Here is a 24,501-nt window from a genome sequence, read left to right as displayed (position 1 = left end):
GCAAGCGTCCTTGGGCTGGCCCTTCTCGCTGAGCCGAACCCAGCTGGCCGGCGTCAACTACCCTGTCCGCGCATTGACTCATCAGAACTGCTACCCGTGCTGACCTGTTGCCTCACGTAATTTGCTACCCGTCGGATTGTCCGGCGGGAGCAGAACTACGTGACGAGGCACATCAGCATGACGACGTGCGATCGGGCCTGTCCGAGTTGCTGCCTGACGTCATTGACCACGTGACCCCAGGAGACGCTGTGCCAGAGGCGGATTCACTGAGCGCCAGCGTGGATGATTACCCCCGGCGATTGTTCTGGGCGGCGCGGCGGCTCTGCACGCAGCGCAATCGAAGGTTGATAACAAACACTTGGATGTCGATCCTCCAGGTGCGTGAGCGCCGGGTTCGTTCAAACTCGTCACGCTCATCGGCATCGGGCACCGTGCCGCTGTTGTTCCTTGTCTTACTCACGTGCTGAGCCCCGGCGGCAACGCAGTTTGTCGTTGCAAAGGACGATCGACCTTGTTGCAGGAAATTGTCACGATGCGGCGCGTACGACCGTCAGCGCTCCTCGAATCGCGCCGGCTCCTCACATGCACCACTGGGCACGGAGGGGCTCCCAACGCAGGGTCGCATCACCTTCTCCGAGCGGCTTCTTCCTACGACATACTGGGCAAGCGGACCTTTCGAAGCGAAGCCGTACACGCTACTGTGCTTCCCTGACTTACAAAGATCCACTACCATGAAACACACTGCCTACCTCGGCGCCGCTCTTGTCTCGGTCACGCTGGCCCTTGGCGCGTGCAGCACGACCTCCGTCACGACCGCTGCGAATCAGCCCGACCCAACAATCCTCTTGATTCCGGTGCAGGTCAACGACCCGGCGCTGGCGACGGGATGCTGGGCGCAGTTCTATTCGGATCGCGACTTCCAGGGTGACATGGCCACCCTGGTCGGCCCGGCCGTCATCGAGACCGTGGACAAGGATTCCGCCAAGGCGCTCAAGCGCGCGATTGACAGTGTCTCCGTGGGTCCGAAGGCTACTTTGCAGGTTTACGAGCACAGCATGTTCCGCGATCGCACGGCAACTTTTGCGCCGAATACTCGCGCCGGCGGCTTGGTCCAGCGTCTGGGATTTGGCGGACGCATTGAGTCCATGAAGCTCTCGTGCACCTCCTGAGAAAGCGCCAGATCATCCTGACCCGCGCGCATGCACGATCCGCTCGGGAATCCGCTCGTGGTCGAAGTGCGTGATCTTCTCGCGCAGGATGAAGTCCTCCAGGAGCACCGGTCCGCGCGCTCCTGCCTTGAGCGAATTCTGGTTGTCAGCGACCGGGACACCCTGGTTCGTCGTCAGCCGTGGGCCGCTCGAATCGACGCGCACAGGATCGAGCGTGTCGATGAGGCGTTGAAGCCTTCCGCTGCCACGGTGCCCGTCTTGCCGGAAAAGTTCTCTTCGGACAAGGTGCTTGCACCCGGCAGCCTCGACGGCGGATGCGCCCTAAGGCCCTCGGGGGTCAGAGGCGCGTTTGCCTCGCCATGCTCCAGCGGCTTGTTGGAATTGACGGGAATAGCGCTTGCGAGCGACTGTGTATCGATGGACTTCTGCGTCGGCAAATCGCCCTTGCCGGCCTCGGGAGGCGCTGGCGCGCTGTCGGCATTGCGTGCAGCCGCGTGAGCGGCGTCAAGCTGCGCGGTAGAAGGTGTGGTTTTCTTGGCAATGACATCTCTCACAGTGGGGGTGCGCGGCTAGACCCGACGACACCTATTCGTTTGTAGGAAACGTGCCATTCCAGAAAGCAGCGGCAATGCACGTAGGCTTCTCGCGCAAGCGCGCAGCCATCAGGGCGCGCGATGTCAATCGCCTCATCGCGACGCCTCGGCGTTCGGCTCCGCCACCAGCGCGCCACAACGCCTACAACGACCCGCACGTTTCGCCGACGAGGCGCTCCACTTCTGCGCCCTAGCTTGCCTCACCTACATTGGCCAGAGTCAGTTCCAACCATGCTCGGTGTCGTGCCCGCCCACAACGAAGCGGATCAGATCGGTGAGTGCCTTCGTCGCATTCAGCAGTGCGCGGGCAACCCACGCTTGCATGGTGAAACCGTGGAGCTGGCCGTGGTCGCCGATGCCTGCACGGATGCTACTGCCTTGCTGGCCGCGAAAGCCGGCGCGCTGACCCTTGATATCAAGGCACGCAATGTGGGCCTCGCACGCGCCATGGGTGCGGATTTGCTTCTGGCCCGCGGTGCGCGTTGGCTTGCCTTCACGGACGCCGATGCGCTGGTGTCGCGCGACTGGTTGGCCGAACAACTCGCTCTCGACGCGGATGCGGTTTGTGGCACGGTAGGGGTGGACGACTGGACGCCACACGGCGAGCACGCCGACCTGCTGTGTTGGCACTTCGGTGTGACCTACACGGATTCGGACCATCACCGGCACATCCATGGCGCCAATGTGGGTGTGTCCGCGGCGGCGTACGCTCGCGCCGGCGGCTTCCAGCACCTGGCTTGCAGCGAAGACGTCGCACTGATCGCCGCGCTGGAGGCCTCGGGAGCCCAAATCGCCTGGAGCGCGCGACCGCGCGTCTCAACGAGCGCACGGCGCATTGCGCGCGCCCCAGGAGGCTTTGCTGACGCCTTGATGGAGGCGGTGGCCGATCGGCTTCGAACCGGCACCTTCCCCGCCGTGTTGCCCGCAACCTGATCGGCCCCCATGGACCTTCTCGACATGATTCAATGGCCTGCCTTCGCGGCCTCGGTCGCAGCGGCCTACCTGATCGGATCGAATGCCAAGGGCCGCCGCAACTCCGGGTTCTGGATCTTCCTGCTCAGCAACCTGCTCTGGGTTGCCTGGGGCCTCCATACCGGCGCGTGGGCCCTGATCGCGTTGCAGGTGTGCCTGGCGGCCCTGAACATCCGCGGCCTGGTCAAGACGGAGCCGGCTGCATGACGGACTTCACCGAACTCTTTGCGAGAGAGTTTTCTGTGTGGCACATGGTGGTGCGCGGCACGGTGGTCTACTGGTTCCTGCTTCTCGTTTTTCGCTTCGTGCTGCGCCGGGATGTCGGATCGATGGGCGTGGCGGACCTGCTGTTCGTGGTGCTGGTGGCGGACGCCGCGAGCAACGCCATGCAGGGCGAGTACAAGTCGATCAGCGACGGACTCGTGCTGCTCACGACGCTCATTGCGTGGAACTTCGGCCTGGACTGGCTGAGTTACAGGTTCGCGTGGTTCGCGAAATTCCTCGAGCCGCAGCCCGAGGTGCTGGTCCGTCATGGCCGGGTGAACCGCAAGGCGATGAAGCGCGAAATGATCACCATGGAGGAACTCGAGGGCAAGCTGCGCGAAGGCGGCGTTGAATCGCTCAGCCAGGTCCGCATTGCACGCCTGGAAAGCGACGGCAAGCTGAGCGTCTTCACCGTCGATGGGCGCAAGCCGGGCGACGACGTGCAGGAAAGCGGGCCGCCTGGTCGGTGAATGCCACCATGGAAACTCGCCCCCGCAATGCAACGGCTCGTTCCCGCTGGGCTCGACAGTTGTGCCTCGTTTGCACGACGCCCGAATTCGATTCCTCCAGGGATCCGGTCCAAGGCCTCGGCAAGCAACCATGCTGCGTGCTGATCCAGTTGACGCCCAGCCTGGCGTAGGGCGCGCGCCTTGGCGAGCCGCTTCGGCGCGACGCTGCGCCGGCGCTACGAGGGAGCGGTGACGGTCGAGCCGCGTCATGCCCGCTGGCTCACTCGGGAGTCGATGCATTGGTCGGAAGGTGGCGCTTGGGCGGCGTGCTGGCCGACCCGGTTTGCCATGGTTGGAGTGGCGCCCGGCGGAGGGGCGCAGACTAGATATTGGCTCCTCGGAAAACTGGCAACTGCAGAACAAGGACAGCGTCGCGCTCTATCTGTAAACCGCTGGCCTCCAGCCGCAGCGCGAGCAACGAGACCATCGGGATCGAAGCCCTCGACGAGCAGGATTTGCGAGAAGTTGCGGAGTTTAATGTCCGACTCGCATAACGCGCAAAAATGCCGGGCCGCGAAAGGAAACCCTTTCGATCGATGAAAAATGCATGCCGACGCACAGTGGCATTGAATCCGGACTGCGTGCGTGGAGGCGATTCATCAACCTGCGGTCATCTTCGCGTTGAGGACGACCGCTTTTATGCGTACGTCTGGACGGATGTTGAGTCCAGCGAACGAACTGGCGTCCCCGTCATGGGCGGCTCCAGTGGCGGTCGGGATGCTGCACCTGCACGGCTCGCACAGGACGAACGAACCGGCCCGCGCGCGTCGGGCGAGGAGGACGCCGCGCCAGCGCACGGAGGTTCAGGAGTGACGACGTGTCGCTCTTGGCCGAAATGCAAGCGAAAGTGGGCGATGCCATGGCATGGCATGGCGAAGTGACTTTCGCCGCTTGGCTGACGCCATAGCAGGCGCTGCCGCCACACCGGCCGGCGCGGCACCGGTCGCGTCGGCGCCTCTGCGCTCTGCACGTTCGTGACCGCCGAAACGATTGCAGAAATGAAGCGCCCGGCGCTCCAGGCACCGTGGACCTGCTGTGCCCTCGCTCGATACTGTCCGAGCAGCGACAAGAGCTCGTCGGTGAAAAGCGCCTAACCCATCCAGCAAGGCGACGCGGTTAGCTTGCCTGCATCCGCTTCGCGGCAGGAATATTGGATCTGGCAAACCTTCAATCCTTGTGGCGCGACAAGGCCTGTTTGCCTACGCTCGATCGTGGCGGCAGCCGCGGCGGATTTGGACGGTGATTGGTGAATAAGAGGTGATGCTCAACCTCTCACCCTCCGTCGAAGTGTTCCTTAATCGATTGTTCTGGCTGGCAGCGCCATCCAGAGATACCGCGATCCCCAATGGCAACGCGAGCCCACCGCCTGCCGCTCCCGGTGAAGGTCTCGCAGCCAGCCCAACCGTTCACGGCGAGTACGCGGTATTCGTTCCCTCCGGGGCGTCGAAAAAACGAAGGCCGATGGTCGTGATGTTGCACGGGGCCGGGCAAGACCTCGACGATTTTGCAACGGGCACAACGATGAACGATGCAGCCGAGCATCATGGTTTCGTTGTCCTGTATCCCGGCCAGTCGAAACAAGCCAGCGCATACCGGTGCTGGAATTGGTTTGACCCGGCGCACCAGCACCGCAGCCACGGAGAACCCGCGCGCATTGCGGCGCTGACCGAGCACGTGGCCGCTCAGCATGGCGTCGACCGGGAGCGGATCTATGTGGCGGGCCTTTCGGCCGGCGGGGCCATGGCCTGCCTGCTCGGCGAACTTTTCCCTGAAATCTACGCCGCCGTCGGCGTGCATTCCGGCCTGGCTTCGTTCGCTGCCAACGACTTGTCATCGGGTTTGGCCTCGATGCGAGGCACCGTGCGTCCCCCGTCGGTGCCAAGCGAGATACCTACCATCGTTTTTCATGGAGACAAGGACACGATCGTCAATCCCATCAACGGCATTCAGGTGATCGAGGCCGCGTTCGGCATCGACTACCCGTTCAGAGTCGATGAACGCGTCGGTGGAGACGGGCGCCGCGTCACTCGGCGGCGATACTTCCATCGCGCATCGAAACTGGTGCGCGGGGAGCATTGGACCTTGCATGGCGCATCGCATGCGTGGTCAGGTGGAAGCGCCACGGGCTCCTTTGCAGATCCGGCGGGCCCGAATGCGAGCGAGGAGATGCTTCGCTTTTTCAAGGCACAGCGACTGCCGAGAGGCGGCAAATGTTCAATAGACCTTCCCTCAAAATCAGCGAAGCTCGGAGCGGTCGCAGCGCCGATAGATGTGCCATGAGTCCACAGGTCGCTCCCGCTTGTTTCGGTTCCGGTAGCGGTTCAGAGGTGGCGCGCGCGTTGCCAGTTCACGCTAAGGCACCCGTCACTTAAGAGCGCGATGAAGCCAATGCGTGACGGCGCCGAACAATCAGCCCGCCAAGGTGGTGACACATTGAAACGATGGCTCTGGTGCAAAGTTTCGGTGTAGCCAAGTGACGTCTCCAGAGGGGCGCAGGTTATGCCGAAAGCACGGCATTCAAGAACGGGGTGATCGCGGTTTCGGTGCATTCTGTGGCGGTTAGCAGTCGCGGGAGCCCGGTCCTCACTTGAGAATTGGCTTTGTTATGCGGTGCGCCAAGGTTCAATGGTGACCCGTCTGCAACCTGTTGACTTGGCGGTTTCAAGGCTGAAACGCAACTGAATTGATGCGGGCGGTTGATGGGACGATGCCAGTGTTGGTGCGAACACTTCCAGCGGCGTGTGCCACGCGTGCGTGAATTACGGCCGCACCGTCTACCGCAGCATGCGCTGCGGGCGCTGTACCTGGGGCGAGCATGGCGCGGACGACCCGACCGTCTGGAACAATCTTCTTTGACCGTGCGGCCAAGCGAACGACAGGTTGCACAAGTCGGGCCGGACAGGCGTTGAGATCTATGTATGTGGTCTAGCGAAGACCGGACCCGGCCTCGGCCAATAGCCGCCGCCGGATCACAGTACCGATCAGGCCCCGGGCGCAGCGACAATGCACCCATGACTCAAGGCGCGCGAGGATGCGGCGGGTCTCGCGCGAGGGAATAATTCCGAAGAGTGCCCGTGCGGTCGTCAGAGGCCGTAGTACTTGTCAATGTTCGTGCGATACGTGTCGTCGTAATCCGGCACGGCATCGTTCGCATAGCGCGGCGCCCCTTCGATCTGGCGCTTGTCCAGCGGAACCACGTAGCCGCCCTTCGCAGTGTCGTACTTGAGCATGTTCCACGGGAGGGGGTAGCGGTCGGTGTCAATGCCCAGGAAACCGCCGAACTCCATGACCGCGTAGCGCACTTGGCCCGACTGCTTGTCAATCATGAGATCGTCGATCGAACCGAGCTTGTCTCCGGCTACGTTGTAGACGTTGGTCCCTTCGACGCGTTCGGAAGAAATGACATCAGAAGCCATGAAAGTCTCCGTGCCGACACGGCTGGGGAATGCCGGCTTACATGCTAATGCCCAGCCAGTTATGGTTCGTTTCCGCAATGCCAAGTCTGCATAGGTGGCATGATCGTCTTGATGTAGGATGCCCGCCAGCCGAAGTGAAGGTCGTCGTACAACACACTCGCGCGCGGCGAGCGGCCGATTGAACATGTCACGTTTCAGCGACATGCCACCACGCCCGACTGGCCGCTGCCCCCCAAATTCGCCATGACTGAACTGGGCCATGGCGCCGCACCCGGCCAGTGCGCCAACGTGCCTCACTCGATCGCCTCAAGCCCGAACCCGAGTCGCGACCCGATCGCGGCGGCTGAGCCTCCGGATTGCCTCTGGAATTGCATCGTCCGCTCGTCACAGACAGGGTTTAGTAGTGCCCGATGATTTCAATCGACCACCGGGACTGTTGTCAGCGACAACTTCTTCTGCGCAGATGCCGTGGCCGGCCCCGGCGGGCGTTGCAGCGCCTGTATGGCGGCACCGAACGGGCGGTTGCCCATCTCACGGATGCGCTGGTTGCTGAAGGGCATGAAGTCATTTGGTTTGCCTCGGGCGAAGCCGAGACGCACGCTTGACTGGTGTCGCTGCGAATGCAGGCATTGAGGCTGGATCCAGCGCCGCTGAACTCCGACCTGGCCAGCCACTTGTCGCTGCTGCACGAAGCTCTCGGATCTGGAGATGCAGGCAAGTGAATTCGCCATCGATCTTCGTCATACGCCATGCGGAAAAGGCGACGCCGGACGATGTCGTCCGGGGAGTGGACGATTCGAAGTCCGTACGAACTGAGCGTACTGGGCTGGCGGCGCGCGAGCGCGCTCGCGGCATTGCTCGGCATCGCGAAGCGACTGGCGGAAAGCGGACTGGAGCAGCCTCGCTATTTGATCGCCGTGCGACCGACGGCCGACAAGCCCAGTGCGCGCCCGATCCGGACGCTTCAGCCACTAGCCACCCGGTCTCGCGGTCGTGGAATTCGCGGTGGGGGAAGAGGCAGGGCTGGTCCGCAGGCTGCGATCGCTCGACGGCTGCGCGCTCGTGGCCTGGGAACACAACGCTATCCTGACCATTGCGAACGCTGCTGCTCGGTTCGAATGCAGCTTGCCGGCATGTTGGCCGAAAGACCGATACGACCTGGCATGGGCGGTCCATCCGCAAGGCACGTGCTGGCTCATGACCCAGATTCCACAACTCCTGCTGGCGGGCGATCGTGCGGATCCGATGGAGTGATTCGCATTGGCTAAGCTCCTCGGCGGCGCGCTCGAGTATTCTTAGTGCCCTTGAATTCTTGCTCCAAAGCGAGCGCACCAACCCATTCCTCTGCCGGGGAAGTCGGAACCACATTCGCGGAGCGTGATGAGACCGTAGGTCGGGTCCCCTGAAGACGTGGTCGTTACGCGCAGTACTTTGGGCGGTGACTAAGGTCGCGTGGTACCACGACATCGAGATCGCGCGTTCGCGTCTCGGCCCCTGCTCATGTCGCATTGGGCGCTGGAGACGCAAGCCACAAAGTTCGTCGAAAAACTGCCCGCCGTAGCGCTTCTCGAAGGCCTCGGCAGGAAGCAATTTCGCGGCGTCGGGAAAGGGTTCTGTCGCGGTGACGGCGCGGAGCCCAGCGGAGCGAGGATGCCGCCCATTGCTCGACGCTGGCTGCGACGGCAGAGTCATCCGTTGCGGAATGTGCGCCGGGGCTGACGAAGATCAGGAAAACACTGTGACCCCAATGCGGCACGGGTGATCAATATCGAATCGCGCCGACAGTCGGACCGACAGGGCTATAAGAGGGGGGCCAGAAAAGCCAAAGAGGCCTCCGGGCGGCAGGCGCCGGCAGCGCGCGCTGCGGTACAGCGTGGGCCTGGCAATGAGCGCAATGCGAGTTCCGCCTCACCTGTCAGAGCGCTCCGCGACAGCGACGGGTGGCCTTCCTACGCCCTATCTCAAGCCAGGTCTCCACATTGGCGTTTGTGAACAGGAGACCTCCATGAACACCGCTGTCTTGGCCGAAGGTCCGCACGTCGAACGACTGGGAACGAGGACAATGGCGGGCACGCAAGCCAGGCTGGTTTCCTGGCGCGCACTTCCCGCGGGCGCGGCCGGCGTGGCAACGCTGCCGCTACTGTTTCTGAGGTTCGGTGTGGGATCGGGCCTGCCCTCGGCGTGGGCGAATCGAGGTGCTGTGCCGCCGCCATCGGACGAAATTTGGAGTTTTGCATGAGCAAGCCTGCTTTGCCCAGGGACGACGACGAACCTGAACATCTGTTGCAAATAGGCGTGCCGGGTTTCGACGATGTGCTCGGAGGCGGACTGACCGCCCATCGGCTCTACCTGCTGGAAGGGGCTCCTGGTGCGGGCAAGACCACCGTGGCCATGCAATTCCTGCTCCAAGGTGCGAAATGCGGTGAGAAGGTTCTCTATGTCACTCTGTCCGAGTCCACACGCGAGTTGCGCGGCACGGCGCGCTCGCACGGCTGGGATCTATCGGGCATCGAAGTGCGTGAAATGCTGCCAGCAGCGGACGCACTGGAGCCCGACGAGCAGTCCACGCTCTTCCATCCATCGGAAGTAGAGCTGGGTGAGACGACCCTCAAGATCCTGGCGGACGTCGACCTTTTGAAGCCGACGCGGGTTGTATTCGATTCATTGTCGGAACTGCGCCTGTTGGCGGGCGGGTCGCTGCGTTACCGGCGGCAGATCCTGGCGCTGAAGCAGTTCTTCGCCGGCCGGCAATGCACGGTACTGCTGCTCGACGACATGACCGCGGTGCAGCACGATCTGCAGGTCCATAGCATTGCTCATGGCGTAATCCGGTTGGAGCAGCTGAATTCAGACTATGGCTCTTCGCGTCGTCGCCTTATTGTCACCAAGTATCGGGGCAAGGAATATCGCGGCGGCTACCACGACTATAAGATCGGGCGCGGAGGGCTGGAGGTGTTTCCCCGCCTCGTCGCGGCCGAACACACGCCGCCGCTGACACAGACGCGCATCCCGAGTGGGCTCCATGCGCTGGACGACCTTCTGGGCGGCGGTGTCGAGAAAGGGACGAGCACATTGTTCGTCGGCGCGCCAGGTACGGGCAAGTCGAGCGTCGCGGTGCAGTTCGCGGTCGCGGCGGCACAACGCGGTGAATGCGCAGCGCTTTTCATCTTCGACGAAAGCGCCAACACCTTGCGCACGCGCTGTGAGGGGATGGGCATGGACCTTTCGCCTTACCTCGAGGCCGGCACCATCAAGCTGCGCCAGGTCGACCCGGCGGAGTTGTCGCCAGGCGAGTTCGTGCATTCAATCCGTTGCGCCGTGACCGAACACAACGCAAAGGTCGTCGTCATCGACAGCCTGAATGGCTATCTCAATGCCATGCCCGACGAGCGCTTTTTGATCGTGCAGCTGCACGAGTTGTTGACCTATCTTGGCCAATGCGGCGTGGCCACACTGCTGATTGGCGCGCAGCACGGCTTGATCGGCATGCAGATGCAGACCCCCGTCGATGCCAGCTATCTCGCGGACTCGGTCGTACTGCTGCGATATTTTGAAGACGGCGGTGAAGTGCGCCAGGCCATTTCGGTTCTGAAGAAGCGCGGGGGGGCGCACGAGCGCACCATCCGCGCGTTCTCGATGAGCTCGAACGGCATTCACGTGGGCGCGCCGCTACGCAACTTCCGCGGCATCCTGACGGGCGTTCCAGTCCCGATCGACGTGGTGCAAGTTTCATCGTGACCGATGTCGTTGCGAACCTCGAGCATCGCATTCTGCTGCGCACGGCGACGTCAAAGGACGCGCTGATGGCTAGCGCCGTGCTGAAGCGCGCGCAGTTCGATTCCCATACATGTTCGGACATGGACGAACTGAAGCGCGAGCTTGATCGGGGCGCCGGGGCGATCATGCTGGCCGAGGAAGCCATTGCGGACGCGTCGATCGCGCAGTTGACCGAGATTCTCTCGGCGCAGCCCGCGTGGTCCGACGTTCCATTGCTGGTCTTGGCTCGCCGCGGCGCCGATTCGCTTGCCATTGCGCACGTCATGGACGAGTTCGCCAACGTGACGGTAATTGAACGGCCAATGCGCGTTGCAGCGCTGGTGAGCACGGTTCGCAGTGCGTTGCGCGCGCGCCGGCGGCAGTACGAGATCCGCAGCCTGCTCGATGGGTTGCGCGAAGCGGATCAGCGCAAGACGGAGTTCCTCGCTACGCTGGCCCACGAGTTGCGCAATCCGCTCGCGCCGTTGAGCACCGCACTTTCTCTCCTGGAGCGCAAGAAGCCAGCCGCCGCAGAAGCACAAAAATATTACAAGCTCATGGGGCGCCAGGTGGAGCACATGGTGCGTCTGGTCAATGATCTCATGGAGGTGTCGCGCATCACGCGCGGCAAAATTGAGTTGCAATGGAGTTCTGTGCTTCTTGACGCGGTGATCAACGACGCGATCGAGTTGAGTCGGCCGCTGGTTGAAGGTGCCGGCCACACGTTGAGCGTAGAGCTCCCTGAGCAGGCGCTGGTCGTCAAAGGCGACAGCGTGCGTCTGACGCAGGTGTTTTCCAATCTATTGAACAACGCGGCCAAGTACACGCCGCCTGGTGGCAGCGTGCGAGTGCTTGCGCGTCAAGAAGGTCGTGATGCCGTCGTCGAAGTGATAGACAACGGAGTCGGGCTCGCGCCCGAGATGCTCGAATCCATTTTTGAGATGTTCGTCCAGGTGAGTGGCACGTCAAAGGCAGCCCAGGGTGGCCTCGGGATCGGCTTGACTCTTGTCAAGAGCATGGTGGAGTTGCACGGAGGCAGCATTGAGGCGATGAGCGAGGGGCTGGGCCGAGGGGCCCGGTTCACCGTCCGGCTGCCGCTGATGCGAAATGGGGCCGCGAAGAGCGCACGCGAACCTGTCGCGCGCGGTGGTGACGAGGCGAGCACGATCGAAGGCACGGTGCTTGTCGTGGATGACAACCGCGACGCCGCCGATAGCCTGGCCGAACTGCTGCAATCGTTGGGGGCGCACCCGCTGGTGGCCTATAGCGGCGAAGAAGCCTTACGTCTTTCGGCGCAGCACACGATCAATGCAGCTGTACTCGACATCGGCATGCCGGGCATGGATGGCTGCGATCTCGCACGCCACTTGCGTGCGCTACCGGGCGGCGGAAAGCTGAATCTGATCGCATTGACCGGCTGGGGCCAGCGGGGGGACCAGGAACGTATCGGCGCAGCGGGGTTTGATCACCACCTGCTCAAGCCGCTCGATGTGGCTGAGTTGATGTCGTTGCTGTAGGCCGCGAAAGCTCACCGGGCAGCCGGCGCATCCGTTTTCCATGATCGTTTTCACAAGACACTCGATCCAGTGCCGGAACAGCTGTGCTGGAGAGGCTGCGCTGGATACCCGCGCCGCACTCCGGTGGCTGCATTCCGAAAGGGCTGACGCCGGGCGATAGTCCCGCAATCGGAAATGTCAGGTCGAAATAGCATTCACGAGCGCGCCTGTTCGCCATCTCCATTGCATGAGGTCTGTGATCGAGGGGACCGGAGCGATGTCGACCTCACTGGCGGCCGCACGCGTCGGCTGACGGAATCGGGAGGATTCGACCTGTGCGCGCGGCTTCGCAACCTGCGCGAGCGCAAGCTGTTCATGCCTCGTGGCTGGCCGGTCCCTCCAGCCCTCGATGCGGTGACGGTCCGCCAGGTATCGCTGACAGCGATCGAGCGCGGTTGGGACGATCTACTGCGACTCGCCGCCTCAATCCCTTCAGGCAAGGTGTCGGCGGCGCATGCGATCCAGAGACTGGGATCGGCGGCGATCGGCGATCCAATGCATCGAGCGGCGGAGCACCTGGGCCGACTGCTGCGCACCCTCTTCCTCTGCGACTACCTGGCCATCGACGAGTTTCGGCGGGAGATCCACATGCTGCTCAACCGCGGTGAGTCAGTCCACCAGTTGCAGCGAGCGATCTACACCGGCAAGGTGGCACCCGAGCGCGGCCGGCGGCGCGACGAGATGGTGGCGATCTCCGGTTCGCACGCGCTGCTTACGAACATCGTGCTGGCCTGGAACACGAGCCGCATGAGCAGTGTCGTTGACAGTCTTCGCAGGGATGGCGTAGTCGTCGAAGACTACTGGCTGCGTCGCATCGGGCCGGCCCACTTCGGGCACATCATTTTCCGGGGCACATTCAGCTTCGCACTCGCACTACGCCGATGTGTTGATCCAGGCGCGTCCCGTGCAGTGCACGCGCTTCTCAAGCTGGCACAGCGCCCGGCTGCTGCCAGCGTAGACCACCGGCTGCCCCTCGGGCGGCTTGCGATGCCAGCGCCCCGCCTCGAAGGTCGAGCCAATCCACAGCGTTTGGAGCGTCAGGGCTTTAATGCTGCCGATGCGCCAGACACTGATGCTCAAACGACACCGCCGTACTCGATGGCGTTGAGCATGGCGCGCACCTTGGCGGCCCCGAACTCGTTGCCGGCGAATTCCATGGGCGTCTTGCCGCCGAGCAGTTCGTGCGGCGTGGTAAGCCACGTCTTGCCCCCCTCGCCGAACACCTCGGCCGCGCGCACGAGCAGGTCGCTGTGGCGCAGCATGCGCTCGGTCACAGAGGCGTCCATCTCCTTTTCGGGACCGGCGCGCGACAGCGTCGACGGATGCACGTGCAACGCTTGGAACAGGTCCTTGCGCCGCTCCAATCCGGTCGCGTTGAACCATACCCGCACCGTCTCGGCGGTGACCGGGCACGCGGCCAGCGAGGCCGCCGCCTCCATGTTGAAGGTCGGTCGTCCCAACTCGTCCACCGCCACGAAAATCCTCGGGCGATTTGCGGCGACGACGACGCCCTTGTATTTGAGCTTGCGCTTGACGGCGGCGCTGCACGGATACCCCCGGGCAAACACGGCGTCGAACTGCGTCGCAAGCGCAATCGCCACGCTCGACTGCTCGATGGCCTCACGCACTGCCGCCGTCTGCGCGCCCGCGTCCTCGGTGACTTGCTCGATGAGCGCCCCCACCTGATCGAAGGAATTCCAGCAGTTCTGCTTGGACTGATCACGCTGCGCTATCTGCCTGACGCCATCAGCCACGCAAAGTGGCTCAGCGTCGGCGAGAAACGCCTTCTCCAGGAACGCGTAGCCAGCGATGCACGTCACGCGGTTGCCCATCGGGTGCGCGGCGCCTTCAGGTCGCCAATCGTGTGGCTGCTGGCATACATCAACTTTGGGTTCCTGGCAGGAATCACGCTGGCCTTCTGGATGCCGTCCCCACTTCGCACCGCTGGGGTCAAGGACACAGTGCAGATCGGGTGGATGATTGCTGCGCCATACGTGCTGGCCACCATATGCTGCTGCTTGGCCGCACTTCAGACGCATCCGGCGAGCGCCGTTGGCAAAGTGCGTTGCCCGGCTTCGTATCCGCAGCCGGCCTTGCGGTCATGCCATGGACGCTGAACGACCCAACACTTCTTCGCACCGTTGCCATCTGCAGCAACGTGATTGCCAATGCGCTGTATTGGAACCTGCCGATCGCCGTGCTGACCGCTGGCGCAGCCACCGTCGGACTTGCCTTCATCAATGCTTTCGGGCAGATCGCTGGATTTGCAAGCCCTGCTATCTTCGGCTGGCTCTTCGCGTCGACCGGCAGCGCCACGCTCGGACTTGGCATCCTAGCCCGCTGTATCGCGCTCGGCAGCACCTCAATGCTCTTCATTCCGAAGCGATTGGTCAACCGCTGATCGATGGAGCGGCACATGACGACCCATCCGACAGCACACCAACTCTTGCGCCGCCTGGACCAGCGAGAGATCTGGAGCGTCGAGCTTCTGAAAGATCAACTGGCGCGCTTCTCGGCAAATGATCCTGCAATGGCGACAACCTGGGGCTACCAGGCGTTCAAGGACAATGTGGCGGCCCATCATTCAGCCGACGTCCAGCGCCTGGTGGATGCCGGAGCCATCATCTTCGGCAAGACAAACGTCTCTGTTTCGCTGGCCGATTGGCAGACGTTCAACCCCGTTTACGGCACCACGAACAATCCCTGGGACCTGACGCGAGTCCCTGTGGCTCGTCGGGAGGATCCGCCGCTGCTTTGGCGGCCGGCTTCACGCCCCTCGAGCTTGGCAGCGACATCGGCGCATCCATCCGTAACCCGGCCCACTACTGCGGTGTCTACGGTCACAACCCCACCTGAGGCGTGGTGCCGATGCACGGCCATGCACTGCCCGGATCGGCCTGCATGGATGCCGTGGACATCGGAGTCGCCGGACCGATGGCGCGAAGCGCCGCCGATCTTCAGTTGGCCATGGATGTCCTGACGTCTCCCCTGCGCAGCTTCGGTAGCCACGGGTGGCGACAGACCAGGTGGCGCGATGCCGAACAGCCTGTCGATCGCCTGCGCATCGCCGTCATCTCGGACGACCGCGTGGCGCGCGTGGAAAACGCCATCGTCGACAAGCTCCGACAATTGGCCTCGTTGCTGCGCAGCAAGGTTGCGCATGTCAGCGAAGACCGGCGCCCCGTCGACAGTGAGGAATCGCGATGCGTCTACCTGCACTTGGTACGCGCCGCGACCGGCGCCTTCCTGCACGACGCGGACTATGAATCGGTCCGGCGAGTGGCCAGCGCCCTGGACTCGCAGGACATGAGCTATCGCGCCTGCCACTACCGTGGAAGCACGCTCACGCATCGGGACTGGTTTGCGTTCGACCAGCGCCGGATCGGGCTCCGAATGCAATGGGAGAGTTTCTTCGATGACTTTGATCTGGTGATCTGTCCTGTCGCCACGACCGCCGCCTTCCCGCACAACCAGAAAGGTGAACGCCGGGAACGCATGATCGATGTCAACGGCCAGCCACAGGAAAGTACCGATTCGCTCTTCTGGGCGGGGTATCCGGGTGTCGTGGGTCTGCCCGCAACGGCCATTCCCCTTGGGCGCGATTCACAGGGACTTCCCTTCGGCGCGCAGATCATCGCGCCGGCGTTCTCGGACCCGGTCGCACTGCGCTTTGCCGGGTGGCTGGAGCGCGAGTGGTATGCCTTCCGCGCGCCGGAACTCAACACTCGGGCCGAGTCGCGAGCCCTTGCAGCATGAAGAACGGACTCATCACCACTTTGCGCGCCGTGGTCGGCGCACCGAGTGTCCTGACGCACGATGAACCTGGCGCGGATCTGGCCGCGTGGGAACGCGATTGGCGCGGGCTTCGACAAGGTCGCGCACTCGCTGTGGTGCGGCCGCGTTCGACCGAACAGGTCGCAGCCGTGGTGCGCGCCTGCGTCGAGGCGGGTGTCTCCATCGTGCCCCAAGGCGGAAACACCGGGCTGGTCGTCGGTTCCACACCGGATGCAAGCGGCCAGCAGGTGGTCCTTAGCTTGCGTGACATGAATCGCATACGCCGTTTCGATCCGGTCAATGCAAGCGTGACCGTCGAAGCGGGATGCATCTTGCAGGTGCTGCAGGAACACTGCGAACAGGAAGGCTTCCTGTTTCCATTGAGTCTGGGTGCCGAAGGCAGTTGCACGATCGGCGGCAATCTCGCGACGAACGCAGGAGGCACCCAGGTCATCCGGTTCGGGAATGCACGCGAACTTTGTCTCGGGCTCGAAGTGGTGACAGCGGACGGCGAGATCTGGAGCGACCTCTCCGGCCTGCGCAAGAACAACACCGGATACGACCTGCGCAATCTGTTCATCGGCTCCGAAGGAACGCTGGGCATCATCACCGCAGCCACTCTCAAGATGTACGCCAGCCCCGCCGCGGTCGTGACTGCATTCGTCGCCGTGCCCACACCGGACCAGGCCACGAGTCTGCTCAAGCTTGCGGGACGTCGCCTGGGGAGCGCACTCACCGGATTCGAATTGATGAATCAGGCAGCATTGGGTCTGGTCGCCAGGCACTACCCGCACCAGCAAGTCCCACTGTGGCAGTCATCGCGCTACTGCGTGCTCCTGGAAGTCTCGGACCATGAATCCGAAGCGCACGCGCGTACGCTGCTCGAGGAGATGCTTGGCGACGCGCTCGAAGCGGAGGTGGTGACCGATGCCGTCATTGCAGAGCATCGCCCAGTCGCCCGCGCTGTGGCATGTGCGCGAATCGATCTCGCTGGCGCAGGCCGATGAAGGGGCACATCCGAAACACGACATCTCCTTGCCCGTCTCAGCCATACCGCAGTTCATTTCGGACGTGGAGGGGCAACTCGCCAGGTTGTCGCCCGAGCTTCGCGTGATCGACTTCGGTCATCTCGGAGACGGGAATCTGCACTTCAACGTTCAGGCGGCAGAAGCCGACAGCGACGGCAGCGCGTTGCGAAAGCTGCAGGGCGACGTCACCCACCTGGTCTATGAGCAAGTCGCTCGATTCGGCGGATCATTCTCTGCCGAGCACGGGATGGGAAGCCTGAAGACCGGCGAGCTTCGGAGCTACAAATCCGCCAGCGCCATCACGCTGATGACAAAGCTCAAGGCCGCTCTCGACCCGCTCAACGTGCTCAACCCAGGATGCGTCTTGAGCGCTTGTTGAATCGCTAGGTGGCACCGCCGGTCGCGATGTTCCGCAATGACAGCCGCGCCCTCTCGACCAACCAGGTGGCCGCCGCATCCAGACGGCTGTCTCTGCGCATCACGATGCCGATAGGCACCGTCGGAAGTGGCTCGTCAAGGATGATCTCCTGCGACAGCGGGGCCAGCCAAGGCAGCGAAAGGGCGGCCTTTGGAACCGCTGCGATGGCATCGGTCTGCGTCGAGAGGATGAACGCAGCCATCGAATAAGGACACTCGATGACATGTCGAGGCATGGCAATTTGGTCGCGCAGAAGCCATTGGCGTACCGCCTCACTGATCCCGACTCGTGAGTCGTCCAGCAGCCAGGCCGCATCCACCATATCAGTCCTATGGCGACTATGTCGCTGAAGAGATAGGCGCCACGGCTTTGCCACGCATCTGCTGGAGCGCAAGGTCGACATCCGCGTGATCCAGGTCCTGCTGGGACACAAGCGCCTGGAGACGACGTGGTGTTCACGCTGCCGACGCAAGTGGCCGACCTTGCGTACCAGAACAAGGCTGTGCTCTACGGGCTGCTGTTCGACTTGGCGGCCGAAGTCTTATCGCTAAGCCGCTGTTGATCGATCCCATCCCATCCGGCGACGTTGACGTAGCGTGGACCGGCCAGCTTTAACTACCCTCCCCCTCCCGCAAGAAGGGGGTCTCGGCTAGCTGGCGAGCGCACGCTTGGCACTCACGGGGCGTCATGTCGAAATGAATGCGCTCCATTCAAAAAAGGTCAAGACATCGCTATGCTGTTTTCGGCCTTTCATCTAGGTTCTATAGTGCGACTGGCCTATCCGCTGGGGCGGTTTCAAAATCCATGACGTCCTCTTCAGGTTTTTCACGTCCAGGTTCGAATGTGGCTTTCCTGCAAGGAGGAGGGTCCGTTGGGGCATTGATGCGTTCGCATGATTGGTCGAAGTCTGCGCTCGGCATGCCCGAGTCTTGGCCGCAACCATTGGCAACGGTCGTCGGCCTTTTGCTTCAATCGCGGTTCCCGATGTTTGTTGCGTGGGGGGCGGAACTCAATTTCCTGTACAACGATGCATACGCAGAAATCCTCGGCGCCAAGCACCCGCGAGCCTTGGGTATGGCGTTCCACGACATCTGGCCGGAAATCTGGGCGGACATCAGCCCTTTGATCGATGCTGCGATGGAAGGCCATTCGACCTATCGAGAGGACCTGCCACTCGTCATGAACCGCAAGGGCTTCGACGAGCAGACGTGGTTTACCTTTTCCTATTCGCCATTGCGCGACGAAACTGACCAAGTCGCGGGCATGTTCTGCGCCGTATCGGAAACCACAGGCAGGGTGCTGGCCGAGCGCAGGCTTCGCGAGTTGAACGACACGCTGGAACGCCGGGTGGAAGAGGCGCTTGCAGAGCGCAGGCTGCTGGCCGACATTGTGGAAGGCACGGATGCATTTGTTCAGGTTGCGGATCTCGACTATCGCTGGCTTGCCATCAATCGCGCAGCGGCGAACGAATTCGAGCGGATCTTCGGCATACGTCCCAAGATTGGAGACAGCATGCTGGACCTGCTGGCTTCGCAACCCGATCACCAGGCGGCGGTCAAGGCCATCTGGTCCCGCGCAATGGGTGGCGAGGAGTTCGTGGAAATCGGGGAGTTTGGCGATCCGGCGAGGGATCGGCGGTTCTACGAGATGCGCTACAACACTCTACGCGATGCCAGCGGCCTTCGGATCGGTGCGTACCAGTTCGTTTATGACGTGACCAAGCGGGTGCGCGATCAGGAGCGGTTGAAAAGAGCCGAGGAGGCGCTGCGTCAATCCCTGAAGCTGGAAGCTATCGGAAGGTTGACAGGAGGCGTGGCGCACGATTTCAACAATCTCCTGGCGGTATTTGCAAACGGGTTGAAGGTGCTCGAAGGGGACATGGCGCCCGAGCAGCGGGAGCGTGTTTACGCGGCGATGCGCCGCGCCGTGACGAGAGGCACCGGCCTGACCCACCAGCTTCTCGCTTTCACGCGCCGCCAGGCCATCAACCCTGAGTGCGTTGAGCCGGCCGCGCAACTCAACGGAATGCGGGAAATGCTCGAACATTCGCTGCCCGCAGACATTCGCCTCGAGATCGACCTTGGGCCTGACCTTTGGCCAGTCGAAATCGATACGGGCGAGTTCGAGTTGGCAATGCTGAACCTTGTTGCGAACGCGCGCGATGCAATGCCCAACGGAGGCCGCATCACCATCGAGGCGAGGAACGTGGCAAGAACGCCTGCCGAAGAAGATTCGGGCGAAACTGTTCAGATTTCCATCACCGACGCAGGGATCGGAATGCCACCGGACGTCCTCGATCGCGTGCTGGAGCCGTTCTTCACGACCAAGGAGGTCGGCAAGGGTTCCGGTTTGGGGTTGCCTCAGGTTTACGGCTTCGCGCAGCAGTCCGGAGGTCAACTGAAGATTGAAAGCCAGCCTGGGCGGGGCACCACCGTGTTCCTGCGATTGCCAAGGTCCATGCGACTACCTGCCAAAGCCGTCGACGCCAACAATGCGCCTGGTCGGCAAGACGCTGGGGGTCGCCAAATACTTCTCGTCGAAGACGATGCCGAACTGGCGGAGCTCACTCGCGAGATGCTGGGGCAGCTGGGATTCAAGGTGATTCACGCTGCAAGCCCGGTCGCGGCGCTGGGAGCATTGGCCAATGCGCGGTCCGTTGACCTCGTGTTCTCCGACATCATGATGCCTGGTGGCATGAGCGGACTCGATCTTGCTCGCGAAATCCGGCGTCGGCGTCCGGAGTTGCCGATCGTCCTGACGACTGGATATGCCGAATCGGCGAAGGACATGAACGGCGGGGAGTTTCGATTGCTGCTCAAGCCCTACAGCTTTGAAGCATTGGCCGAGGTATTGGAATCGAATCGCTACGGAAAGTAGGCGACGCGCAGCGAACAGGCAACTGACCGGCGGATTCTCTGGTTGTCGGCTTAGCGGAGGCTCTGGCTTTCAGCGCAGCGGCTTGGAGATCGAGCTATCGAATACCGTTGTGCAGCGAGTACGGACAAATGGGCGAGGCCCTTGAAAGACCGCAAAGTGGCGGATGCCGCGGAGCTACGACTGCAATACCTTCTGACCGGGCGTGCGATCGTCGACAGCACCTCAGCACGGCCTTGCAGTCGGTATCGAGACGGCCCACACTGCATCGAGTCGCGCACGAAAGGCAACTTGGACTCCTGCTTCCCGAGGGAATCCAGGAGCCCTTACGAACCGTCGTGAGGTTTTCGAAATGTCAGACATCAGCTCGTGGCTCCAAGGTCTTGGCCTTGAGAGGTATTGCGAAGTCTTCGCCAGCAACGACATCGACGTGGCGGTCGTGCCGGATCTGACCGAGCAAGACCTGGAAAGGCTGGGGCTGTCTCTCGGCCACCGGCGCAAGCTCCTCGCCGCAGCGTCCAAGCTGCGGCAAACCGCGGCCATGCCTGCAGGCCCTGTTGCGCCTGCAGCGCCCGCCAAGGAGGTCGAACGCCGCCAGGTCACGGTGGTGTTCACGGACCTGGTGGGCTCCACCGCGATCGCCAGCCAGTTGGATCCCGAGGACCTCGACCAGTTGTTGAGCAGGTATCGCGATGCCTGCGCCCGCGTGATCGAGAGCTTCGATGGCCACATTGCCCAATACCTGGGGGACGGCGTACTGGCCTACTTCGGCTATCCGCGGGCCCAGGAACAGGCGACTGAGCGCGCGATCCGATCGGCACTCGGGATCGTGATGGCGGTCGCTCGTCTGCAGCGCCCCGACGGCCAGGCGCTGCAGGCCCGCGTCGGCGTCGCCACGGGCCTGGTCGTCGGGCATGCTTCCGCTGACGGGCGCGAACAGACAGTGGTCGGCGACACGCCGAATCTGGCAGCCCGTCTGCAGGCGCTGGCCGCACCTGGTAGCGTTCTGGTGAGCCCGATGACACGGCAACTCAGTGGCGATTTCTTCGAATACGTGTCCGCTGGAGAACACGCGCTGAAGGGCTTTGACAAGCCTGTCCCGGTCTGGAAGGTGGTGCGCGAACGCCGCGTCGAGAGTCGGTTCGCCGCGTCGCGCGGCAGGCTTGCGGGGCCGATTGTTGCGCGCGAGCGGGAACAAGTCTTTCTTCTCGATTCATGGCAACGTGCGGTTCAGGGCAACGGCCACCTCGTGTTGCTCGGCGGCGATGCGGGGATGGGCAAGTCGCGGTTGATCGAGGCGCTCGCCGAGCGGGTACGCGATACGCCGCATCGGCTGTTGCGCTGCCAATGCTCTCCCTATCACCGCAACAGCGCGTTGTACCCGCTGACCCAGTTGCTGCGGCACGAAGCCGCAATTCAGCCCGAGCACGCGATTGAAGAGAATCTGAGCAAGCTCGAAGCCCTGCTGACGCGCGTTGGCCGGACATCGCGCCGGGACCTGCTCTTGATCGCGGAATTGCTCGACCTTCCCACACCCGATCGCGTGTCGCCGATGGAGATGACCACGGCGCAGCGCAACATGGAAATACTCGCCATTCTCGAAGACTTCGTGCTGGCCACGCCTGACGATGTGCCGGTGCTGTTGTTGTTGGAGGACGCGCACTGGAGCGATCCCACGACGCAAATCCTGGTGGAACGGCTGCTGTCGCGCATCGGATCGTGCAGGGTACTGGCCCTTGTCAGCCATCGGCCCGAATTCCGCAAACCCTGGGGCGAGCACATGAATGCCACTGCCATTTCATGCAAGCCGCTGGGGCACGACCAAAGTGCTGCGGTGGCCCGCCGCGCCGCTGGCACCTGGCCGATAGACGAGGCGCTGGTCCGGCAGATCGTGCAGCGCAGCGACGGCGTGCCGTTGTATGTCGAAGAACTCACCAAGGCGGTGATCGACATGCAGGCCGCGCACACCGTTGTTGTGCCTTCGACGCTGCAGGATTCCCTGATGTCCCGGCTGGATCGCCTGGGCGAAGCCGAGGACATTGCGCTGGTCGCCTCGGTGATCGGGCGCCATTTCTCCTACCCGCTCCTGGCCGCCATTGCCGGCGTGCAGGAGGCCTCGCTGCGCGCAGGCTTGGACCGGTTGATTGGCGCTGGCCTCGTATTCGCCACCGAGGACCTGCAGCAGGGTGGCTACAGCTTCAACCATTCGCTGGTGCAGGAGGCGGCATACCAAAGCCTGTCGCGCAGCCGCCGCCAGGCCTTGCACCTGGGCATTGCCGAACTACTGGCTTCGCAGCAGAACACCGCGGCCGCAAGCGCGCCTGAGATCGTCGCCCACCATTTCGACCGCGCGGCGCAGCCAGAGAGATCGTGCGCGTACTGGATGCTCGCCGCAGAAACGTCGGGGCGGCGCTCGGCCCACGCCGAGGCGATCGCCAACTTGAACGCCGCGCTCGCGCAAGCAGAGCAAATCACCGACGCCGCGGCCCGTGCGCGCTGCACGATCGAAGCGCAGCTCAAGCTGGGTGCGACCTTCAACATTCAGGCCGGGCCGCTGAGCCATGACATGGCAGCGGTGCTGGCGCAGGCCTATGCGCTGGCAAAGGAGGCCAACTCCGAACGGCAACTATTCCAGGCGACATGGGGGCTGTACATCACCAAGGCCAACTCGCGCCAGTTCGACGATGCCCGCGTGCTGGGCGAGGAACTGTTGGAGATCAGCCGCAAGCTGGGCGATGACGATCTGCAGATGGAAGGCCTGCATCACCGCTGGGGCTTCTGGTATTTCACGGGCCAGACCGGGAAGATGCTGGAGGTGACGCGCGAAGGCATTCACCGCTACGACTCGCAGCGCCATCACAGCCTTTCCCACGTGTATGCCGGCCATGATCCGGGTGTCTGCGCACATTGCTGCACCGCCATCGGGTTGGGCCTCGCGGGTCTGGCGCAGGATGCCACCGCCAGCCTCGATGCTGCGCTCGCGCTCGCGGAATCGGTGCAACACCCATTCAGCCTGACATTCGCCCTCGGCAACGGCAGCGTCGCCATGCAATTGGCTGGCGACATCGAAGCCTGTCAGAACATGGCTGGGCGCGAGATGCAGGTGGCAAAGAAATACGACTTGCCGCTGCAGCACGGGCTCGGGCAATTCATGTTCGGTCTGGCGCGCACACAGCAGGACGACATCGCCGCCGGGCTAGCCATGATGGAGGCGAACTACGACACGGCGCTCAGGCACAGCTTCCTCGGCGTGTATCCGTATCTGTGCATGGTCGAAGCGCTGAGGCGGGCCGGTCGCGGCAAGGAGGCGTTGGCACTCGTGACGCGCACCTTCGACACGCTGATTTCACCGGAAGTGGGCATCTATGTCTCGGAGCTGTGGCGGCTGCGTGCAGAGCTTGCACTGGCGGACTCCGCGGCGAACGCGGCACTCGCCGAAGGTTGGCTGCGTACCGCTGTGCGCATCGCCTCGGAGCAAGGGGCGACGGTCTACCGGACAAGAGCTGAGTCGGCCCTGGCTCAGTTGGTCAATTGAAGGCGAATGGTCCGCGCGGTTGCGGGAGGCCGGCTTGTGGGGTCTGGAGCGATCATCTGCTCGCCGCAGTCGCCGCAGTCGCACTGCAGGGCGCGCGCTGTTGCTTCGTGTTGGGGAGGCGTGCTAAAAAGTGGCGTTATCCCGATGAGCTCCGCCATGCCGTTGCCATCCCAGAGCGCACAGGTTGGTCCGCCCACTGTGCGAATCGTCGGCCTGAGTGCGGTCACGCTGGCCACGCACGACATGGCGCGGGCGCTGCGCTTCTATCTGGCCCTGGGCTTTGCGATGCGCTACGGCGGCGAGCGGGCATCATTCAGCAGCCTGGAAGGCGGCAACGTCCGCTTGAACCTCACTACCGAGGGCAGCGATCGCCATTGGTCATGGTGGGGCCGGCTGATCTTTTATGTCTCGGACGTCGACGCCTTGCACCGGCAGGCGCTCGCCTGCGGGCTGCGGCCGGACAGCGACCCCCGCGATGCCTCCTGGGAAGAACGCTATTTCCACATCACCGACCCGGACGGACACGAACTGAGCTTTGCCGTTCCGCTGCACGACAGCACGGCGCCGGGCGACGCTTCCTGACGGTCCCGTCGCACCGGCACCACTCAACCCGATCGGTGAAGGAGAAGGCCATGAC

At 63.0% G+C, this 24,501-nt stretch carries 19 protein-coding genes and 4 pseudogenes; 17 read left to right on the top strand and 6 right to left on the bottom strand.

All coding sequences use genetic code 11. The features are described from left to right. Positions 1 to 731: 731 nt before the first annotated feature. Entirely contained in the window at positions 732 to 1,169 is a 438-nt protein-coding gene (locus WKW80_RS31895) for a hypothetical protein (RefSeq protein WP_340367607.1), read from the top strand. A gap of 15 nt (positions 1,170 to 1,184) precedes the next feature. Here WKW80_RS31895 and WKW80_RS31890 read toward each other — a convergent pair. Further along, positions 1,185 to 1,711 (bottom strand): annotated as a pseudogene (locus WKW80_RS31890) (catalase); the annotation flags it as partial. Between the two features lie 282 nt (positions 1,712 to 1,993). Here WKW80_RS31890 and WKW80_RS31885 point away from each other — a divergent pair. From WKW80_RS31885 to WKW80_RS31870, 4 genes are all read left to right on the top strand, one after another. Beyond that, complete coding sequence (locus WKW80_RS31885; RefSeq protein WP_340367606.1) at positions 1,994 to 2,695, top strand: glycosyltransferase family 2 protein; 702 nt, start codon at positions 1,994 to 1,996, stop codon at positions 2,693 to 2,695. A 9-nt stretch (positions 2,696 to 2,704) separates the two neighbouring features. Then, a complete protein-coding gene (locus tag WKW80_RS31880; RefSeq protein WP_340367605.1) occupies positions 2,705 to 2,941 on the top strand; it encodes a hypothetical protein in 237 nt (78 codons plus the stop codon). Then, the gene (locus WKW80_RS31875) at positions 2,938 to 3,468 is read left to right on the top strand and encodes a DUF421 domain-containing protein (protein ID WP_340367604.1); all 531 of its coding nucleotides are present in this window, start codon (positions 2,938 to 2,940) and stop codon (positions 3,466 to 3,468) included. Before WKW80_RS31880 ends, WKW80_RS31875 begins: the two co-directional genes overlap by 4 nt. A gap of 1,299 nt (positions 3,469 to 4,767) precedes the next feature. After that, positions 4,768 to 5,787: an extracellular catalytic domain type 1 short-chain-length polyhydroxyalkanoate depolymerase gene (locus tag WKW80_RS31870; protein WP_340367603.1), complete on the top strand. Its 1,020-nt coding sequence runs from the start codon at positions 4,768 to 4,770 to the stop codon at positions 5,785 to 5,787. A gap of 803 nt (positions 5,788 to 6,590) precedes the next feature. Here WKW80_RS31870 and WKW80_RS31865 read toward each other — a convergent pair. Both WKW80_RS31865 and WKW80_RS31860 read right to left on the bottom strand, forming a co-directional pair. Beyond that, the gene (locus WKW80_RS31865; RefSeq protein ID WP_340367602.1) at positions 6,591 to 6,923 is read right to left on the bottom strand and encodes a PRC-barrel domain-containing protein; all 333 of its coding nucleotides are present in this window, start codon (positions 6,921 to 6,923) and stop codon (positions 6,591 to 6,593) included. A 416-nt stretch (positions 6,924 to 7,339) separates the two neighbouring features. Further along, a complete protein-coding gene (locus WKW80_RS31860; protein ID WP_340367601.1) occupies positions 7,340 to 7,483 on the bottom strand; it encodes a hypothetical protein in 144 nt (47 codons plus the stop codon). A 1,445-nt stretch (positions 7,484 to 8,928) separates the two neighbouring features. On the opposite strand from WKW80_RS31860, the gene WKW80_RS31855 reads away from it, so the two are divergent. The 4 genes and pseudogenes from WKW80_RS31855 to WKW80_RS31840 all read left to right on the top strand — a co-directional run. Then, positions 8,929 to 9,162, top strand: coding sequence for a hypothetical protein (locus tag WKW80_RS31855; RefSeq protein WP_340367600.1), 234 nt, complete (start codon positions 8,929 to 8,931; stop codon positions 9,160 to 9,162). Beyond that, on the top strand, positions 9,159 to 10,661 hold the full coding sequence (locus tag WKW80_RS31850) for an ATPase domain-containing protein (protein WP_340367599.1): 1,503 nt from the start codon (positions 9,159 to 9,161) through the stop codon (positions 10,659 to 10,661). The genes WKW80_RS31855 and WKW80_RS31850 overlap by 4 nt, the downstream gene beginning before the upstream one ends. Then, on the top strand, positions 10,658 to 12,196 hold the full coding sequence (locus WKW80_RS31845) for a hybrid sensor histidine kinase/response regulator (RefSeq protein WP_340367598.1): 1,539 nt from the start codon (positions 10,658 to 10,660) through the stop codon (positions 12,194 to 12,196). Before WKW80_RS31850 ends, WKW80_RS31845 begins: the two co-directional genes overlap by 4 nt. A gap of 306 nt (positions 12,197 to 12,502) precedes the next feature. Further along, a pseudogene (locus tag WKW80_RS31840) lies at positions 12,503 to 13,162 on the top strand (Tn3 family transposase); the annotation flags it as partial. On the opposite strand, the gene WKW80_RS31835 reads toward WKW80_RS31840, so the two are convergent. Both WKW80_RS31835 and WKW80_RS31830 read right to left on the bottom strand, forming a co-directional pair. Beyond that, complete coding sequence (locus tag WKW80_RS31835) at positions 13,109 to 13,315, bottom strand: RES family NAD+ phosphorylase (RefSeq protein ID WP_340367597.1); 207 nt, start codon at positions 13,313 to 13,315, stop codon at positions 13,109 to 13,111. The pseudogene WKW80_RS31840 and the gene WKW80_RS31835 sit on opposite strands and share 54 nt — an antisense overlap. Beyond that, positions 13,312 to 14,067, bottom strand: a complete 756-nt coding sequence (locus WKW80_RS31830; protein WP_340367596.1) for an antitoxin Xre/MbcA/ParS toxin-binding domain-containing protein — start codon at positions 14,065 to 14,067, stop codon at positions 13,312 to 13,314. The genes WKW80_RS31835 and WKW80_RS31830 overlap by 4 nt, the downstream gene beginning before the upstream one ends. A 176-nt stretch (positions 14,068 to 14,243) precedes the next feature. On the opposite strand from WKW80_RS31830, the gene WKW80_RS31825 reads away from it, so the two are divergent. The 4 genes and pseudogenes from WKW80_RS31825 to WKW80_RS31810 all read left to right on the top strand — a co-directional run bounded on the left by WKW80_RS31825 (position 14,244) and on the right by WKW80_RS31810 (position 17,416). Then, on the top strand, positions 14,244 to 14,636 hold the full coding sequence (locus WKW80_RS31825) for an MFS transporter (protein WP_340367595.1): 393 nt from the start codon (positions 14,244 to 14,246) through the stop codon (positions 14,634 to 14,636). A gap of 15 nt (positions 14,637 to 14,651) precedes the next feature. After that, positions 14,652 to 15,215, top strand: a complete 564-nt coding sequence (locus WKW80_RS31820; protein ID WP_340367594.1) for an amidase family protein — start codon at positions 14,652 to 14,654, stop codon at positions 15,213 to 15,215. Next, a complete protein-coding gene (locus WKW80_RS31815) occupies positions 15,104 to 15,991 on the top strand; it encodes an amidase family protein (protein ID WP_340367593.1) in 888 nt (295 codons plus the stop codon). Before WKW80_RS31820 ends, WKW80_RS31815 begins: the two co-directional genes overlap by 112 nt. Further along, a pseudogene (locus tag WKW80_RS31810) lies at positions 15,988 to 17,416 on the top strand (FAD-binding oxidoreductase). Before WKW80_RS31815 ends, WKW80_RS31810 begins: the two are co-directional and overlap by 4 nt. Positions 17,417 to 17,420: 4 nt before the next feature. On the opposite strand, the gene WKW80_RS31805 reads toward WKW80_RS31810, so the two are convergent. After that, positions 17,421 to 17,777, bottom strand: a complete 357-nt coding sequence (locus WKW80_RS31805; protein WP_340367592.1) for a type 2 periplasmic-binding domain-containing protein — start codon at positions 17,775 to 17,777, stop codon at positions 17,421 to 17,423. A 37-nt stretch (positions 17,778 to 17,814) separates the two neighbouring features. On the opposite strand from WKW80_RS31805, the pseudogene WKW80_RS31800 reads away from it, so the two are divergent. The 4 genes and pseudogenes from WKW80_RS31800 to WKW80_RS31785 all read left to right on the top strand — a co-directional run. Then, positions 17,815 to 17,904: pseudogene (locus tag WKW80_RS31800) on the top strand (tyrosine-type recombinase/integrase); the annotation flags it as partial. Positions 17,905 to 18,397: 493 nt separating this feature from the next. After that, positions 18,398 to 20,332: a PAS domain-containing protein gene (locus WKW80_RS31795; RefSeq protein ID WP_340367591.1), complete on the top strand. Its 1,935-nt coding sequence runs from the start codon at positions 18,398 to 18,400 to the stop codon at positions 20,330 to 20,332. A 349-nt stretch (positions 20,333 to 20,681) separates the two neighbouring features. After that, entirely contained in the window at positions 20,682 to 23,864 is a 3,183-nt protein-coding gene (locus WKW80_RS31790; protein ID WP_340367590.1) for an AAA family ATPase, read from the top strand. 156 nt (positions 23,865 to 24,020) lie between these two features. Next, positions 24,021 to 24,446, top strand: coding sequence for a VOC family protein (locus tag WKW80_RS31785; protein WP_340367589.1), 426 nt, complete (start codon positions 24,021 to 24,023; stop codon positions 24,444 to 24,446). Positions 24,447 to 24,501 lie beyond the last annotated feature (55 nt).

This window comes from Variovorax humicola (assembly GCF_037889915.1).
In the GTDB taxonomy this organism is placed as follows: domain Bacteria; phylum Pseudomonadota; class Gammaproteobacteria; order Burkholderiales; family Burkholderiaceae_C; genus Variovorax; species Variovorax humicola.
The sequence above is the reverse complement of the archived record's forward strand: the minus strand, read 5'-3'. Positions and strand labels throughout refer to the sequence as shown.

Excerpts from the sequence above, each read along its gene's own strand:
- WKW80_RS31820 (WP_340367594.1), top strand. The coding sequence starts at position 14,652 with ATGACGACCCATCCGACAGCACACCAACTCTTGCGCCGCCTGGACCAG.
- WKW80_RS31790 (WP_340367590.1), top strand. The coding sequence starts at position 20,682 with ATGTCAGACATCAGCTCGTGGCTCCAAGGTCTTGGCCTTGAGAGGTAT.
- WKW80_RS31885 (WP_340367606.1), top strand. The coding sequence starts at position 1,994 with ATGCTCGGTGTCGTGCCCGCCCACAACGAAGCGGATCAGATCGGTGAG.
- WKW80_RS31830 (WP_340367596.1), bottom strand. The coding sequence starts at position 14,067 with ATGGGCAACCGCGTGACGTGCATCGCTGGCTACGCGTTCCTGGAGAAG.
- WKW80_RS31825 (WP_340367595.1), top strand. The coding sequence starts at position 14,244 with ATGCTGCTGCTTGGCCGCACTTCAGACGCATCCGGCGAGCGCCGTTGG.
- WKW80_RS31815 (WP_340367593.1), top strand. The coding sequence starts at position 15,104 with ATGCACGGCCATGCACTGCCCGGATCGGCCTGCATGGATGCCGTGGAC.
- WKW80_RS31855 (WP_340367600.1), top strand. The coding sequence starts at position 8,929 with ATGAACACCGCTGTCTTGGCCGAAGGTCCGCACGTCGAACGACTGGGA.
- WKW80_RS31785 (WP_340367589.1), top strand. The coding sequence starts at position 24,021 with ATGCCGTTGCCATCCCAGAGCGCACAGGTTGGTCCGCCCACTGTGCGA.
- WKW80_RS31895 (WP_340367607.1), top strand. The coding sequence starts at position 732 with ATGAAACACACTGCCTACCTCGGCGCCGCTCTTGTCTCGGTCACGCTG.
- WKW80_RS31880 (WP_340367605.1), top strand. The coding sequence starts at position 2,705 with ATGGACCTTCTCGACATGATTCAATGGCCTGCCTTCGCGGCCTCGGTC.
- WKW80_RS31850 (WP_340367599.1), top strand. The coding sequence starts at position 9,159 with ATGAGCAAGCCTGCTTTGCCCAGGGACGACGACGAACCTGAACATCTG.
- WKW80_RS31860 (WP_340367601.1), bottom strand. The coding sequence starts at position 7,483 with ATGCCCTTCAGCAACCAGCGCATCCGTGAGATGGGCAACCGCCCGTTC.
- WKW80_RS31865 (WP_340367602.1), bottom strand. The coding sequence starts at position 6,923 with ATGGCTTCTGATGTCATTTCTTCCGAACGCGTCGAAGGGACCAACGTC.
- WKW80_RS31870 (WP_340367603.1), top strand. The coding sequence starts at position 4,768 with ATGCTCAACCTCTCACCCTCCGTCGAAGTGTTCCTTAATCGATTGTTC.
- WKW80_RS31805 (WP_340367592.1), bottom strand. The coding sequence starts at position 17,777 with ATGGTGGATGCGGCCTGGCTGCTGGACGACTCACGAGTCGGGATCAGT.
- WKW80_RS31875 (WP_340367604.1), top strand. The coding sequence starts at position 2,938 with ATGACGGACTTCACCGAACTCTTTGCGAGAGAGTTTTCTGTGTGGCAC.